Origin of the sequence: Evansella vedderi, assembly GCF_030813435.1 — a bacterium.
GTDB classification, from domain to species: domain Bacteria; phylum Bacillota; class Bacilli; order Bacillales; family Salisediminibacteriaceae; genus Evansella; species Evansella vedderi.
On sequence record NZ_JAUSUG010000014.1, the window covers coordinates 111,356 to 126,163 of the forward strand.

Below are 14,808 nucleotides of genomic sequence, written 5' to 3' on the forward strand. Positions count from 1 at the left end.
AAGACATTCCCTTGCATACGTTATAGTATCGTGGATAAATAAGGAGGGATAAATTTTGAAGGATCAAAATAAATTAATGGATCTGTATTTAGATCGTTTATTTAAAAAATACAATATTTCCCCAGATAAAGTAAATTTAACCCCTGATCAAAAAGTTAAAGTTAAGAGTATTGTTGAAAATATACAAAAAGACGTACAAAAATTCTTAGAAAATACGGAAAAGAAAATTACGGAACATGACATGCCGAAAAAGCAAAAAGGTGTAGAGGGGAATGAGCCTTTAAATTTAGAACATTTATCAGATGAAGAAAATAGCTTAGCCCACAGGAAACCTGAACCACCAACAACGAAGCCGAAAGTATATTTACAAGGAAAAAAAAGAAAAAGAAAGAAGAGACGATAAAATTAGACTACTTTCTTGAGCGCTTTGTCCAATCCAACTGTATTTTAAATCATACAGTGTTAACGAGTACACGAAAAAGGAGGAATGAATATGAATCAAGAAGTGTATCGTTCAAGTGATGCGAAAAGAAACTGGGATGCTCTGAACCCTGATAGTGCTCATCCACTGTGTGATCGTAAGGATTTTCAAGAAGAGGCACAAGAAGCGGTAAACAAAAGTAAAACACTTCAGTTAAACGAAGAATATATCTTTATAAAAGATTCCTGTGATGTTACCGTTACTTCAACAGACACAAAGGGTGCATTAAATATTCAAGCAGGAATTCAGACGGCAATTGCTGTTCTGATTAGTTTATCTGTTGATGATCCAGCAACAGCAGAGAAATTAACTCAAGAGCTATTACAAACGTCAAAGATTAAGCAAGTTTCCTTCCAAAAAACAGTAGTGGAAAATTCTCGAAATGTAGAAATTACAACAGTTGATGCACAAATAGCTGCGAATATTCAAATTCTCGTTCAAATTTTAATTGCTGTAGCAATAAAACTCGATCTCTTATAAGTTACACAGGTGCCCTGCAAACATGTATGCAGGGTGCTTTTCTGTTCTAACTTTGCTTTAGATAACTGTGTTCTGAATATTGGACATAAGTTAAATGGGGAAGGTACAATAGTCTTATTATAAAATAAAGGGGGGAGAGGCAATAAATGGAATACATATTTGTCTTAGCAAGTGTCATTTTCGTTTTAGGATTCATTTTTATCTTTCAAGGCTTGATGAACAAAATTATTCATGAAGAAGTAACAAAGGATGTCATTCAAAAAATGCAAACAAAGTTATTTATTCGTGTTGCACTTTTTGAAGTGATACCGATTTTCATGGTAATAGGTGCCTTTATCTTTATGGAAGGACAAGAACAAAGGGTTGACCCGACTATTCCAATCGTCATCATCCTCAGCGTGTTTCTATTAGGGGCATTTAGAATTTTCATGTCTTTTCGGGATGTAAAAGCAAGTGTGAAAGTTAATGAACTAATCAACCCGATTCAAACACTGTTCTTCATTTCTATACCATTATTAGGGGCTATCCCCATCATTTCCATTATTATGCTTATAATTGTAAGTGGGTAGCAACCTGTAAGCGTTTGCTTTGGTGGTTAATGGGGTTGCAAATTAGGGGGAATGATATTGCCCAACTTTGTCTATAATAAACAACGAAAGGGGTCGAAAAAACACGTTATTTCATTGCCATTACAGGAAAAATGTGTTTGCATCCCAATGATCTGTATGATATGATCATGAAGTAAATTGTTTTGAAATCGAAAAACGTTTTCGGCCTCGGAAGCAAGTTCTTGTAAGGCATGAAATGGTTTTGCGGTATTCAAAGATTTAACTTTTTATTTATTTTTAAGGAGGCCGTTAACATGACAGGCAAAGTAAAATGGTTTAACTCAGAAAAAGGTTTTGGATTCATCGAGCGTGAAGGTGGAGACGATGTATTCGTACACTTCTCAGCAATCCAAGCTGATGGTTTCAAAACATTAGAAGAAGGCCAAGAAGTTGAATTCGAAATCGTTGAAGGCGACCGTGGTCCTCAAGCTGCTAACGTTGTAAAGCTTTAATTCCTACGGGTTAAATACAATAAAGTCTACTCCATATAGGAGTAGGCTTTTTTATTAAAGGCTCTGTTATGCTACCCCATTGATGGATGGGAAGCAGGGAATAACATCATGGGGTAGCCTTATAAAAAGGAAGTAGGTATCCAAATGAAACAGCATGGAATGATACTCATTTGTATTTTTTTAGGAGGAGCATTAGGTACTTTATTTCGGTATATTATCAATATTCAGGTAGAAGGGTTTCTTTTTCCATTAGGAACGGTTATTGAAAATTTAGTAGGAAGCTTCCTCCTTGGTGGGTTAACAGGCTATATTTTACATAAAAAATTGCTCCCAGGGTTAAAGGAAGGGATCGGTGTTGGATTTTGTGGCGGTTTTACTACCATGTCTACACTAGCAGCGGATTCCGTTTTTTTAGTTTTAAATAATCCTGTACAATTTTTCATTTATATGAGTGTTTCATTATTTGGTGGTTTATTGTTAGCATTAGTAGGTATGATGCTAAGCACAGCCTTCATTCGAAAAAGAATATTTAAAGTAGGTGGGGATCAATGAACTTCCTTCTGGTGGCCATTGGAGGGGGATTAGGTGCAGTTTTACGTTATGTATTAGGGGTTTGGATTAAGAATAATACAAGGGAGAGGTCAATTCCTACTGCAATGCTTATTGTTAACTTACTAGGAGCATTTGGCTTAGGCATATTTTTTAACTATGCTTACGGAGAAATCCCTATGGCAGCCTATGATAAAAAGCCCTATTTGTTCTTTGGAATTGGGTTTTTTGGGGCTTTTACTACCTTTTCCACCTTTAGTGTAGAGGCGGTAACGCTGCTACAAAAGAAGAAATGGATCCCGTTGTTTACTTATATTCTGTTATCCGTAGGCGGCAGTATAATTATATTTGCATTTGCATTCTTTGTATTGTAATTTTGATACCCCATACATAATATAAGGCTATTTTCAAAAACTTTGTTGCTTTTTTAAGAAAGCTTGGAGAAGCGAAAGGCGGCGACTCCAGCGACGAGCGTGGCATCTAGAGTTAGCAACGAGTTGTTTCGACGGACGGAGCTACGAAGCAATGCTTGTAGAGGAAGAGACAGGTATAACGACTGAAGACCCCGGAGGGCGGTTTTCCCGAGGAGGCTGAAGTGTTGCCCGCGGGAACAAGGACGGTGACATTGCGCCGTTGCCCACAGGACGTGGGCTGCTTTTAGGCGTAATTGATCCGCCTGTAGCGTATCCAAGCCAAATTATATTCTTAAAAAACAACAATCCTTTAGAAAAGAGCTGATAAAAAGAGGCTGGGACATACTAAAGTGTTTAATCGGAAATACGAACAATGCACTACCTGAGCGAAGTATATTTCCGAAGCGGGTAGATTGCACCTACATCTAGTTTGTTCGGATTTCTTTTAGTAAAAATACTTTTGTCCCAGCCTCTTTCTAATGCTAATCATTTTTATTTGGATTTGAATTATCTTTTGTTTTGTTTGTAGGAGTATCCAGTTCCCCGTCCAATTGTTCTTCTAAGTCGTCACGGAGATCATCATATATTTTTTCTTTAAATTCCTCGTAAACTTCTTCTTTTAAGTCATCATAAACTTCTTCTTTTACTTGTTCATACACCTCTTCCTTCATTTCATCATAGACATTTTCTTTCATCTTATCGTAAACATCAATCTGGACTTCTTTCTTAATTTCCTTCGTTCGTTGATGTTTTTTTCGCTTTTGTTCGACCTGAACGTCACGACTCATCATCATTAGTAAAGAGAAGATCATGACGACCATTATAATAGCAAAGGGGAGTGCGGCGATAATGGACGCCGTTTGTAATCCTGTTAAACCTCCACTTAATAAAAGGACACTGGCTGTACCAGCAATGAGAAATCCCCAAATAACTTTAACTTTGAGTTGTGGATCTAAGCTGCCATCACTTGTTAAAGCTGCTAACACGTAGGAGGCGGAATCGGCAGAAGTAATGAAAAAGATAATAATTAGTCCCACAGCAAGTATGCTCATAATTATTCCAAGGGGTAATTCACCTAACGTAACGAACAGAGCGACCTCAACATTTTCCATTACGAGGTTACCAATTCGCTCGTTCCCATCCATGATCATCCTAAGTGCTGTTCCCCCAAAGGCAGTAAACCAAATTGCAGCAAGAAGAGAAGGTACGATTAATACACCTGCTACAAACTCTCGAATGGTTCTGCCACGTGAGATACGAGCAATGAAAATACCCATAAATGGAGCCCACGAAATATGCCAAGCCCAGAAGAAAATCGTATAAATGCCAAGCCATTCCCCACCTCCGAAAGGATTAAGATCGAGGCTCATTTGTGTTACATTGGCAATATAGCCCCCAATTGTGGTTACAATACTTTCCGCAATAAACAGTGTCGGACCCATAATAATCATAAAAATTAATAAAATGGAGGCTATTGTAAGATTTATGGTACTTAAAATACGAATCCCTTTATTCACACCAGTGGCTGCAGAAAATATAAATAATACAGTAACTACAGCAATAACAACGAGCTGTGTTGTTGCATTATTAGGAATGGTACCCGTAAGGTGGGAAAGACCTCCTGTAATTTGCAAGGCGCTTAACCCAAAGGTTGTTGCCACACCTGTCGATGTTGCTAATACAGCCAGTATATCAATTCCCTTACCAAAGGGACCTTTAATTTTGTCTCCAAGTAAAGGTTGGAAAGCAGAACTAATGAGTGCAGGCTGATCCTTTCGAAATTGAACATATGCTAATGTTAAGGCAACTAAAGAGAATATAGCCCAAGGATGTAAAGCCCAATGGAACACAGCATATCTTAGTCCCGCGGCTGCCTTCACCTCATCAGGTTGTCCAAGATAATCGGGATGGGGATCCAGGAAGTATAGTGCCGGTTCAGCGACACCCCAGAAGACAAACCCAACACCAATACCAGCAGAAAACAGCATACCAAGCCATGTGTAGAATTTATACTCCGGTCGTTCATGGGGCTTTCCTAGTCTCATTCTGCCAAAGGGGCTAATCGCCAAAAATAATACAAAGGCGATAAAGAAAGCGGTGGAAAGCATATAGAACCATCCGAAGTTATTAAGTGTGGAGGCAAGTGCTGTTGCAGAAAATGCCTCCAATGATCTTGGACTAATTGCACCCCAAAGAACAAACAGGGCAACTAAGGGAGCAGAAATGTAAAACACTATACTAGGTTTTTTCGTTTCATATTGAAATTTTCCCATATAAAAGTCATCCGATAACGGATGTTCACCTCTCTTTCTGCTTGTAATCACTATGTAGCAACTTAATTTGTTTTCCCTTATATAAAAATTTAAAACGTTTTATATAAGATGGACACTTAGGAATTCCTTTTATAGGATAGATGTTTTCATTGATTTTTATGTAAGAAGGTATCTCGAAAGGGATGTTTTAGATCTTTTGAGATACCTTCTAATTATTTTCGGACCGTCGCAATTACTATAAAGCCCACTACGAGTATTTTTCTCGTAATGGGCGAGCAACGAGTGAAGCCAATATCTTCACTGGATTAATAATTTTCTTGGCAGCTTCATTTAATCTATTTTTCTGCTGGTACTTCTCCACTTTGGCTTTTTTCCCATTTCTCAAATAATAATTTCTTATGAACCTCTGTTTCTAAACCTTGTATGAATTTCTCTAATCTAAGGTCCATAGAAGGATCTAACTCCAATTCGGGATTTGTTTCGTTCTTACTAATGGCAAATTGTTGTGGGATGACATGGCCATGTAGATTGCGGAAAACAAGACGTAAATGATTTAACGTATTGGTTCCTGATTTAATTCCCCCAGCAGTTGCTAATAGGGCAATAGGTGTTTGTTGAAATTCTTCAAATCCTAAATAATCCAATAGATTTTTGACAGCACCAGTGTAGGATCCATGATATTCAGGGACTCCAACAACGAGACCATCCGCCTTCTTTAATATATTGGATACCTCAATAATCTCTTTTGGTGACTCTGCCTTAGGATCGTATACAGGTAACTGCAGGTCACGGATATCTATAAACATAGTTTTAGCTTTATTCTTTTGAAGACGTTTCTCCACTTCCTTTAACACTTTCTTCGTAAAGGATGGGTTATTCATACTTCCATTTATCAAAACAATAATACGCTCCTGTTCCACATTAATCCCTCCAGGCTAATTATTGAACATATTGGCTGTTTTCACAAACGTTATTGCTCTAATTAGCTTGGAGAAGCGGAAGGCGTCCGCCTGTAGCGTATCCAAGCCAATATTCTAAAAACCAACTTTTTAGAATACAGCCATCCTATTAAACTTTAGATTCTTGTTAATAATGTTGAAAGAGAAGAACTTTGAGTGACGTTTAAAAAATTAACGCTTCCACATTTAATTATAACAAAGAATATTTCGTGAATCGAAGGTTTTGCTACTATTAATCCAATATGTAAAAGGAATTTTTATAAGAGTGTAGAACTTTAATGAAGAAAGAGGAGTGATGATCATTGGCTACATTTGAAGATTTTCAAAAGCTTGATATGAGGGTGGGGACAATTTTAGAATCAGAAGATTTTCCCGAAGCAAGGGTTCCTGCTATAAAATTAAAAATTGATTTCGGTGAAGAAATTGGTATTAAGCAATCAAGTGCACAAATTACGAAACGCTATCTACCGGAGGAATTAGTTGGGAGGCAAGTTGCTGCTGTAGTTAATTTCCCACCATTACGAGTAGCAGGCTTTAAGTCGGAGGTTCTTGTTTTAGGAGGAGTACCAGAAAAAGGAGATGTTGTATTACTAAATATTGACGAACAAGTTCGAAATGGAACCAAGATCTCTTAGATAAGCAGGGGGGAGTTTACTTGCTCCCCCCTATGGTCTAAAGGGTTAATTCGAATAACTTGTAATCCACTAATTCTTCCCCTATGAAAATATCCACACGGTAATTACCAACTTGTGTTAATGGATCTTCTGCGTCTAAAATATCAATTTCAATACTATTGGATGAAAAGAAGGTAAAGGTTCTTTCCCGTAATTCTATCCACTCTCCTGATCCCTCTTCTTGATAATGTACCACTATTTGAAAGGGTCGATTTGATACAGGCTCTGCTGCATAATACAGGAGATGAATAGTAGAAGAATATTTTTCAAAGATAGCCTGATTTCTGTATAGGGCGTCTAAGACTGATTGTGGTGGTCCGACGTCCTCTAAAAATACATAAGTACCATAAGGGAGAGTAGAGGTTTTTACATAGGAATCGATCCAAAATAAGGGAATGGATAAAAAGACAAAGAGAAAAACTGGCGCAACAATAGCACTTATCCATGATCTTCCAGTTCGATAAAAAAGAGGCACGTTTGTTGAATTTTCTTCCTTTTCCTTCTCCAGAAGACGGACAATGTATTTTGCATAAAAGGCATTTCCTTTAAGCCCGAAAAAAACACTTAGGAAAAATGGTGCTAATGTAATCCACAAAAAATAACCAACCTCCGTTATAGGAGTATAATAAATAAGTAATGGAAAAAGCATTGAGACGGAAATGGCAACAAAAAGCAGTAAAAAATAAATTAAAACAGCACCGTACATATGCCGATAAGAAAGCCAAAAGGGTGTAAATAAGAAGGTTGCCCAATTCCAGCCAGAAAACTTAAATGGATTATTGGATTTTTTCCAATTCTCTACATAGTAGCTTGTATTTTCATTAACCTTATTTAAAACTTGTTGTTTAAAATTAGAGTCATTATTTAAGCGTTTTGAAAAATCATAAGCGTTCATTACTGTGAGACTCCTTTTTAATAAATTAATTTTTAGTTTAACATGGGCTGACTAGGTTAAGGAAGCAAGACAGTCTCTTCTTATGCAAAAAAAGGTGCTAATTTAAACAAACGTTTATTTAAATCTCCTTAAAAATTAAGCAAACGTTTATTTAAAAAACTAAACAGGAAGGTGGATAAATATAGTGAAAAGAATACTAATTTTCCTTTTCCTTATTTTATTGCTAATAAGCTGTCAATCTCAAGAAAAACAGCTGTTGAATGAAGATTTTCCTTACAATCTTATCCATGAAAGTTTCAGCTTTATACCTTTATCGCCTCCGGAAGGATGGGAGGTTGTTTCCCTTCGGTCAGATGTACAGCTGCAATTTCAGGATTGGGAAGAGCCAGAGAATCATCAATATTCAGAAGTACCCTATCGGTATAGCTTTACTTTTGGGAGGAAGGCGCCAGACAATGAAGTAACGGAGAAAGATATGGAAAGGTTTAATGAAAAGCAGGCGTTGGAGGGGAAGACGAATAGGCAATTATACTACCACACATATTATGATTATTATAGTACATTAGAAATAAGTAAAAATGGATTTGTTATCCTTTTGTCTGCCTTTGATGGAACATGGGAATGGGAGATAAATGGGGAAAAGTTCTTAGTATTAAGACAAGGAAATGAATGGATTATTAACTGGTATAAAAATGGTTCCTACTATGACCTAATAGTTCGGGCAGAGGCTGGAATTACAACGGAAGAGGAATGTATAGCATTAATAGAAAGTATGTTTTTTCATTAATACTCTTGTTAATGCTAGCTTAATACATTATAATAACTCAAAATAACTCTAAATTCGAAGACGGAGAGAGTACATATGCAGGACCTCAAAGCGAGCTGGGGAAGGTGGAAGCCTAGCAGAAGTCGGCCTATGGAAACGCACTCCTGAGAAGTTCCCTTGAAGCTTAGTAGAGGGAATCGGTTAACGTCGTTACGCGTTTTGAGTGGTGAATCAATTAGAGTGGTACCGCGGGTTTAGCTCGTCTCTTAGAAAATAGGAGGCGAGTTTTTTGTATTCTCAAAGAATATTCTAATTAATTAAGGAGGAGGTTTATGTGAATTTAAAAGCTGTATTTTCGAGTGCACTAATGTCCATTTTAGAAGAAAAAACAATGACTGTGGATGAGGTTGAAAAGCTAATTGAAAGTCCGAAGTATGAAAACCATGGTGATTTAGCATTTCCTTGCTTTATTTTAGCGAAACAACTGAGAAAAACACCACAACAAATTGCAATTGAATTAGCTGAAAAATTAAATGATTCATTAGTGGAAAAGGCAGAAGCAGTTGGCCCCTACATGAATGTGTTTTTTAATAAAAAGGAAGTAAGTAAACACCTTCTTCAGAAGATTTGTCATGAACAGGATAATTATGGGGCAAGGTTGGCAAGTAATCGTGGAAAGGTGGTAATTGATTTCTCCTCCCCTAACATTGCGAAGCCCTTTTCTATGGGACATCTCCGTTCCACTGTCATTGGGCACTCACTAGCAAAAATAGCAGAGAAAAATGGATATACTGCCATTAAAATCAACCATTTAGGTGATTGGGGAACACAATTTGGTAAATTGATAACAGCTTATAAACATTGGGGGAATGAACTGGAGGTAAAGGAAAATACGATCCCAACTCTCCTAAAACTGTATATTCAATTTCATGCAGAAGCGGAAAATAATCCATCTTTGGAAGAAGAAGGAAGAACGTGGTTTCAACGTTTAGAAGGGGGAGATACGGAGGCCCTTTCCCTTTGGAATTGGTTTAAAAATGAATCCCTAAAGGAATTCGAAAAGGTTTATAAAATGTTAGGGGTTTCTTTCGATGCTGTACAAGGGGAGAGCTTTTATAATGGGGCGCCAATGGAGGAAATTGTTAAAGAGCTTGAAGACCGTCTTCTACTGAAGGAATCGGACGGGGCTAGAGTGGTAAAGATGGGGGAGGAGCTGCCACCTTGTTTAATTCAAAAAACAGATGGAACTACCCTTTACGCTACTCGAGATTTAGCTGCTGCTATCTATCGCAAAAATCAGTACAACTTTGTGAAGTGCCTCTATGTCGTTGGTGGGGAGCAACAGCTTCATTTTCAGCAAGTGTTTCACGTATTGTCGAAAATGGGGCATGATTGGGAGAAGGACTTAGTTCATGTTCCGTTTGGTCTTATTTTAAAAGATGGAAAGAAGATGTCCACGAGAAAAGGGAAGATTGTTCTCCTTGAAGAAGTTCTAGATGGAGCGATTAAGAAGGCAAAGGAAAATATAATGAAAAAAAATCCAAATTTACAAGGTGTGGATGAAGTGGCTAGAGAGGTAGGGGTTGGAGCAGTTATTTTTCATGATTTGAAAAATGAAAGAATGGGAAATGTGGAATTTAACTTGGATCAAATGCTTACCTTTGAAGGGGAAACGGGTCCATATGTTCAATATACCATTGCCCGTGGAAATACGATTTTAGAAAAGGAAGCTTCGTCTTTTGGGGAAATTAGTGGATTGGGTGATGAGGTATCCTGGCAGATTATGAAGCTATTAGAGCAGTTTCCTCGGGAGGTTGTCCGTGCCTATGAAACCTATGAACCATCTGTAATTGCCAAGTATACGGTACGACTGGCACAAGCCTTTAATTCTTATTATGGAAAGGTAAGAATTTTAAGTGATGATTCTGAACAGGAAAGCAGGCTCGCTCTTACCTATGCCGTTACAACAGTACTCAAAGAGGGCTTGCGACTTTTAGGAATTCAATCTCCGGAGAAAATGTAACTTTAATAAATTGTAAAAAGGTGTTCGTGAACTTCATTTATTCTTCATGAATTTGTTTTAAACTTAAAGTCACAAATCTATGTTTTGTTATGCATAGGGAAGAGGATGGAGGAATAGTGATGAGTGATCACATCTTGCTTGTAGACGATGAACAGGAAATGAGAAAGCTGCTGCGAGTTTGTCTTGCCCCTTATTCATACGTATTAGACGAGGCTTCCAACGGAGAGGAAGCTTTAGATAAAATTATGGCAGGTTCTTATGATTTAATTTTATTAGACATTATGATGCCTGAGGTAGATGGCTTTGAGTTATTGAAAACCTTAAGGGATCATCTTGATAATCAAATACCCGTTATTCTTCTTACGGCTTTAGGAGATACAGAAAGGGTTGTGGAGGGCCTAAAGCTAGGTGCCGATGACTACATGGTGAAACCTTTTGAGCCTAAGGAGCGAGGGGGACAACAGAACGGTTGACACTCATGTGAAAAATATTCGAGAGAAGCTTAAGGCAGTAAACTACGAAAATATAATAATTGAAACGGTTTGGGGGATAGGCTATAAAGTTCCTGAACAAGGTTAAAAAGTGTAATTGTTTTATCTTTTTTAGAGAGGACATTAGAATGGTACCGAAAAATTTAGCTTCAAGAATAACGACATGGGTAATGTTGGTCTTACTTGTCTCGGTAGTTTGTCTCATTGGTGGAGCCAATTGGATTACAAAGAACTTCTATCAAGAGCATTTAACGGAAGAGGTATCAGGTAGAATCGTCTCCCATGCTCACCTGCTGGAAAAGGAAGTAGACGAGCTAGTCATTGAATATATTGAAGAAATTGAGACAGGGAAAAAAAGCTCCTTTTTAATACTTGATAGGGAATTATCCATTATATACTTATCAGATAAAATTACAGACACGAAGCTGCATCATTTTCTTAGCTGGATAAATGAACATGCATACCATGCGGTAAATGTAAATGAGCCGTTTATTGACCGGGTTGATACAGGCATGCGGTTTCATATACCACACATTTGGGCTTTGATGCCGATTTTTGCAGAAGGTAACGGCGAGATTATTGGTTATGTGTTTTTAGATCAAGATACGGGAGAATTAAATCAAGCACGTTTTCAATTAATACTCTTATTAGTAATCATGGGTGCTTTAACCTTTGTAGTAGGATATTTGTTTACTATTTACTTATCAAAGAAAATCTCTAAACCTTTAAATCATATTAGTGAAATGACGAAAAACATTGCAGATGGGGATTTTGACATTGAATTACATGTCCGTGGTGAGGATGAAGTGAGCCGCTTGGCGGACAGCATCCAATCCATGACGAAGCAGCTAAAGCAATATCGTGACTCCAGGAGACACTTCATTTCTCACATATCCCATGATCTTCGGACACCGATCACTTATATAAAGGGATACTCTGCTGTAATGAAGGAAATCCCCCCTGACGATCGAGGGGAATGGAAGAGGAATTTAAATGTTATCTACCAAGAAGCAACTCGAATGGAGAATTTAGTGAGTGATTTGTTTTTACTGACAAAACTGGAGGAAGGAAAGATCAAGCTGGAGAAAGAAGAGGTACCTGTAACAGCTTGGCTTAACAGCTTATACGAAAGTAGAGCATTAATGTTTGATCAGAAATCCATTAAGCATCAACTAATTATCCCTGAAGATTGTAAGGATTTTAATATTTCAATAGATGCTTATCGACTAGAGCAAGGGATAATAAATATTATAGAAAATGCCATTCGTCATACACCAAAAGGAGGAGAAATTGAAATTTCTTTGTTGAAAAAAACAAAGGAAATTATCATCTCTATAAAGGATACAGGGTGTGGAATCAGTCAAGAGGACCTTCCACATATCTGGGAACGTTTTTATAAAGGAGACGCTTCTAGAAATCGGGATAAAAGTGGTACGGGCTTAGGGTTAGCCATTGTAAAAGTGATTGTGGAGGCACATGGTGGTAGTGTTGCTGTAACGAGTAAGGTCGGGGAAGGGACAGTCTTTTCTGTCAGTCTACCCCTTGGAAAAACTTAAAAGACAGCTTTTAGTATAGATAGTAAATAAGGAATTGTCCCAAAAGGGATGCCTTTTGGGATAGCTTTTAAACATTAAGTAAAGTCAACATATTCATCATATTGTCATACAGCGTATGGTCGTGTTCCCCATGGATGCCTCTTTTATCTTCAAAGGGAGGCATCCAAATAAATATAAAGGTTACTAGAAGTAAATAGCACATGGTTGAAAAGTGTACCAGAAAAGTAAGAGATTTCCTTACAACGGACTCTCCTTTTTTCCAAAAATGTAAGCTCCAGAAAGCCCCTAATCCCATCAATAACAACAGGAGAAGTAAAAGAATCCGAACTTCTGGAATAGATAGCATCTCTGCAGTCATTGCACCCATTAATCCTGCCATTCCCCCAGTGAATAACCCTTCGATAGTGGCTAAGTTTCCATGTGGCAGACCAATTAAGATTCCAATGACGGAAGTAACGATGATACTAATGAGTAAGGAAGAAAAAAATGCCCCATGGAGTAAACCTCCAAAGTAAATCCCTATGGTAAAACCTACGAGCATAGATCCTCCCATAGCAAGCATCATTTTCTCCATTTTCGTCCGGTTCTTTGCTTTTCTAGTCATTCCGATAAAGTATAGTAGCAGTGGAAAGATAAATAAAAAGCTATAAATGAGCATGAAAAGAACCTCCGCATATTATTAAAGACAAGCTTTATTAAACTGTATTCATTTAATTGCCTTAATAGAAGTATAAAAAAATTTTATTGTACATTAACTGTAAGTAAAGGAGAATTTTGTGTGGAAAAAGTGGTTGTTGTCATTATTCTATTCCCTATCTATTGCGCCATAGAACTCTTATGGATTCCTTAAGGAATAAAAGTTTTCTCACTATGTGGTGAAAGGCCAGTTGGAACATAGTACAATAAGGAAAAGAATAGCTAGCTTCATGTAGAATTAAGCTAGTTTTAATAAGGTGTTAACCAATATGGTATTTGTTTTTATAGATAAAAACGAACAAGTTTTCATTATACATGAAGATGATAATTGTAATGATAGCGTAGAATTACAGAATAATAAGGAACTGTCAGCTAAATATGAATCTCTAACCTTTAGGGACATACAGAGGGCAAAGTTTTACTTTCTCACCAATTACGAGAATTATAATATGATTCACCATTGTTATCCTCAGCCAAGAGTTTCGTCTAGTAGTGGTATTGGCACAGATGCTCCTTTTAATGACTATACACAACACCAACAAAATGTATTAGGTCCAGTGGGGAAAAGAGTTAATTTATCCTCTATGCCTAAACTACTTAGATGGTTTTATTATGGCGTAATCTTTGTAGTTATAACTGGGTTTCTAATTATCTTCTTTCACTCCATCTTTTAAAAAACAGCGGGGAGCCTCCCACTGTTCTTCTGTACTTATTTTAGATTATTATCTAACTGAATTTCCTTAATTGTAGAACTGGAATCGCCTATCAGATACTTTGATTGACCAATGTATAGTGGAATCTGAAGATTCTCAAATTTAGGCAAGCCATTTTCAAATTTACTTTCGTCCCTATGAAACTTCGTTATTTCCCCCACAATCCAGTCGTGGTCTCCATAAGTTTGGATATCCATAACCTGGCACTCGTAAGCAACATAGGCAGCTTTTAGAATAGGAGAAGGAACAGTTATCCCTTCGTTCCATTCCATATGTAATACCTCAAATTTATCCCCATCTGCTCCTGTTAATTTCCCTGCTCCTTCAATGTAATGAGCATATTCAGCTGTGACAAAATTAATGGCAAAGGACTTGCTCTTTTCAATTAAATGATGGGTGAAGCGTTCTTTACCAACAGCGACACCATAAATGGCAGGGGCATAGGAAATATAGGAATGCCAGCCTGCTGCCATGACATTCTGGGTGTCTTCATTCTTTGCAGTTACTAATGCAATTAAGCCTGGATAACAGTGTAAAATAGTTTGATCGGTGCTTTGTAACATAGTAGGATCCCCCTCGTAGTTTTATTTATGGCTCTATTATAGGTCATTGTTGATTTTTAAACAGGGTTGATTGTAGCGAGCGTCCTGAAGCGAAAATCAACATCAAAGTTTAACAGAGCCTTATTTATAATCCCCTTACTAGTATAGACGAAATTTGTCGTGCTTTCATAAAAAAGCACGTGGGCCTATTTGGCGTCACGTGTTTTTCATTTAAAA

The 14,808-nt window shown here is 37.3% G+C and carries 17 protein-coding genes and 1 other annotated feature; of the genes, 12 read left to right on the forward strand and 5 right to left on the reverse strand.

Translation table 11 applies throughout. The features are described from left to right. The first annotated feature begins 55 nt into the window (after positions 1 to 55). From J2S74_RS17050 to crcB, 6 genes are all read left to right on the forward strand, one after another. A complete protein-coding gene (locus tag J2S74_RS17050) occupies positions 56 to 403 on the forward strand; it encodes a hypothetical protein (RefSeq protein ID WP_307327683.1) in 348 nt (115 codons plus the stop codon). 90 nt (positions 404 to 493) lie between these two features. Further along, positions 494 to 961, forward strand: a complete 468-nt coding sequence (locus J2S74_RS17055) for a spore coat protein (RefSeq protein ID WP_307327686.1) — start codon at positions 494 to 496, stop codon at positions 959 to 961. A 146-nt stretch (positions 962 to 1,107) separates the two neighbouring features. Then, on the forward strand, positions 1,108 to 1,530 hold the full coding sequence (locus tag J2S74_RS17060; RefSeq protein WP_307327689.1) for a hypothetical protein: 423 nt from the start codon (positions 1,108 to 1,110) through the stop codon (positions 1,528 to 1,530). A 293-nt stretch (positions 1,531 to 1,823) separates the two neighbouring features. Beyond that, a complete protein-coding gene (cspD, locus tag J2S74_RS17065; protein WP_307327693.1) occupies positions 1,824 to 2,021 on the forward strand; it encodes a cold-shock protein CspD in 198 nt (65 codons plus the stop codon). Between the two features lie 144 nt (positions 2,022 to 2,165). Beyond that, positions 2,166 to 2,573 (forward strand): fluoride efflux transporter FluC, encoded by a 408-nt coding sequence (locus J2S74_RS17070; RefSeq protein WP_307327696.1) that lies wholly within the window; start codon positions 2,166 to 2,168, stop codon positions 2,571 to 2,573. After that, on the forward strand, positions 2,570 to 2,944 hold the full coding sequence (gene crcB, locus J2S74_RS17075) for a fluoride efflux transporter CrcB (protein WP_307327699.1): 375 nt from the start codon (positions 2,570 to 2,572) through the stop codon (positions 2,942 to 2,944). Before J2S74_RS17070 ends, crcB begins: the two co-directional genes overlap by 4 nt. Before the next feature lie 521 nt (positions 2,945 to 3,465). Here crcB and J2S74_RS17080 read toward each other — a convergent pair. Both J2S74_RS17080 and J2S74_RS17085 read right to left on the reverse strand, forming a co-directional pair. After that, positions 3,466 to 5,256 (reverse strand): BCCT family transporter, encoded by a 1,791-nt coding sequence (locus J2S74_RS17080; protein WP_307327702.1) that lies wholly within the window; start codon positions 5,254 to 5,256, stop codon positions 3,466 to 3,468. A 335-nt stretch (positions 5,257 to 5,591) separates the two neighbouring features. Then, complete coding sequence (locus tag J2S74_RS17085) at positions 5,592 to 6,176, reverse strand: NADPH-dependent FMN reductase (protein ID WP_307327705.1); 585 nt, start codon at positions 6,174 to 6,176, stop codon at positions 5,592 to 5,594. A gap of 341 nt (positions 6,177 to 6,517) precedes the next feature. Between J2S74_RS17085 and csaA the strand changes: the two genes are divergently transcribed. After that, a complete protein-coding gene (csaA, locus tag J2S74_RS17090) occupies positions 6,518 to 6,850 on the forward strand; it encodes a chaperone CsaA (RefSeq protein ID WP_307327708.1) in 333 nt (110 codons plus the stop codon). A gap of 37 nt (positions 6,851 to 6,887) precedes the next feature. Here the strand turns inward: csaA and J2S74_RS17095 are convergent, their stop codons facing one another. Then, positions 6,888 to 7,784, reverse strand: coding sequence for a DUF2628 domain-containing protein (locus J2S74_RS17095; protein ID WP_307327711.1), 897 nt, complete (start codon positions 7,782 to 7,784; stop codon positions 6,888 to 6,890). A 184-nt stretch (positions 7,785 to 7,968) separates the two neighbouring features. Between J2S74_RS17095 and J2S74_RS17100 the strand changes: the two genes are divergently transcribed. The 5 genes from J2S74_RS17100 to J2S74_RS17115 all read left to right on the forward strand — a co-directional run bounded on the left by J2S74_RS17100 (position 7,969) and on the right by J2S74_RS17115 (position 12,620). Further along, the gene (locus J2S74_RS17100; protein ID WP_307327714.1) at positions 7,969 to 8,571 is read left to right on the forward strand and encodes a hypothetical protein; all 603 of its coding nucleotides are present in this window, start codon (positions 7,969 to 7,971) and stop codon (positions 8,569 to 8,571) included. A gap of 48 nt (positions 8,572 to 8,619) precedes the next feature. After that, positions 8,620 to 8,820 (forward strand) — a binding site (T-box leader). Between the two features lie 64 nt (positions 8,821 to 8,884). Then, on the forward strand, positions 8,885 to 10,573 hold the full coding sequence (gene argS, locus J2S74_RS17105; RefSeq protein WP_307327717.1) for an arginine--tRNA ligase: 1,689 nt from the start codon (positions 8,885 to 8,887) through the stop codon (positions 10,571 to 10,573). Positions 10,574 to 10,692: 119 nt separating this feature from the next. Continuing rightward, positions 10,693 to 11,046, forward strand: a complete 354-nt coding sequence (locus tag J2S74_RS17110) for a response regulator transcription factor (protein WP_370876025.1) — start codon at positions 10,693 to 10,695, stop codon at positions 11,044 to 11,046. A gap of 7 nt (positions 11,047 to 11,053) precedes the next feature. Continuing rightward, a complete protein-coding gene (locus tag J2S74_RS27465) occupies positions 11,054 to 11,152 on the forward strand; it encodes a hypothetical protein (protein WP_370876026.1) in 99 nt (32 codons plus the stop codon). Positions 11,153 to 11,192: 40 nt separating this feature from the next. Continuing rightward, positions 11,193 to 12,620 carry a sensor histidine kinase gene (locus tag J2S74_RS17115; RefSeq protein ID WP_307327720.1) on the forward strand — a complete coding sequence of 476 codons (1,428 nt, stop codon included), beginning with the start codon at positions 11,193 to 11,195 and terminating at the stop codon, positions 12,618 to 12,620. 67 nt (positions 12,621 to 12,687) lie between these two features. On the opposite strand, the gene J2S74_RS17120 is transcribed toward J2S74_RS17115, so the two are convergent. Both J2S74_RS17120 and J2S74_RS17125 read right to left on the reverse strand, forming a co-directional pair. Beyond that, positions 12,688 to 13,278, reverse strand: coding sequence for a hypothetical protein (locus J2S74_RS17120; protein ID WP_307327723.1), 591 nt, complete (start codon positions 13,276 to 13,278; stop codon positions 12,688 to 12,690). Positions 13,279 to 14,025: 747 nt separating this feature from the next. Then, entirely contained in the window at positions 14,026 to 14,592 is a 567-nt protein-coding gene (locus J2S74_RS17125; RefSeq protein ID WP_307327727.1) for a flavin reductase family protein, read from the reverse strand. Positions 14,593 to 14,808 lie beyond the last annotated feature (216 nt).

Bases quoted from the DNA above. Each gene is read 5' to 3' on its own strand.
- J2S74_RS17125 (WP_307327727.1), bottom strand. From the start codon at position 14,592: ATGTTACAAAGCACCGATCAAACTATTTTACACTGTTATCCAGGCTTA.
- J2S74_RS17070 (WP_307327696.1), top strand. From the start codon at position 2,166: ATGAAACAGCATGGAATGATACTCATTTGTATTTTTTTAGGAGGAGCA.
- J2S74_RS17120 (WP_307327723.1), bottom strand. From the start codon at position 13,278: ATGCTCATTTATAGCTTTTTATTTATCTTTCCACTGCTACTATACTTT.
- J2S74_RS17095 (WP_307327711.1), bottom strand. From the start codon at position 7,784: ATGAACGCTTATGATTTTTCAAAACGCTTAAATAATGACTCTAATTTT.
- J2S74_RS17115 (WP_307327720.1), top strand. From the start codon at position 11,193: ATGGTACCGAAAAATTTAGCTTCAAGAATAACGACATGGGTAATGTTG.
- J2S74_RS17110 (WP_370876025.1), top strand. From the start codon at position 10,693: ATGAGTGATCACATCTTGCTTGTAGACGATGAACAGGAAATGAGAAAG.
- crcB (WP_307327699.1), top strand. From the start codon at position 2,570: ATGAACTTCCTTCTGGTGGCCATTGGAGGGGGATTAGGTGCAGTTTTA.
- J2S74_RS17080 (WP_307327702.1), bottom strand. From the start codon at position 5,256: ATGGGAAAATTTCAATATGAAACGAAAAAACCTAGTATAGTGTTTTAC.
- cspD (WP_307327693.1), top strand. From the start codon at position 1,824: ATGACAGGCAAAGTAAAATGGTTTAACTCAGAAAAAGGTTTTGGATTC.
- J2S74_RS17060 (WP_307327689.1), top strand. From the start codon at position 1,108: ATGGAATACATATTTGTCTTAGCAAGTGTCATTTTCGTTTTAGGATTC.
- J2S74_RS17055 (WP_307327686.1), top strand. From the start codon at position 494: ATGAATCAAGAAGTGTATCGTTCAAGTGATGCGAAAAGAAACTGGGAT.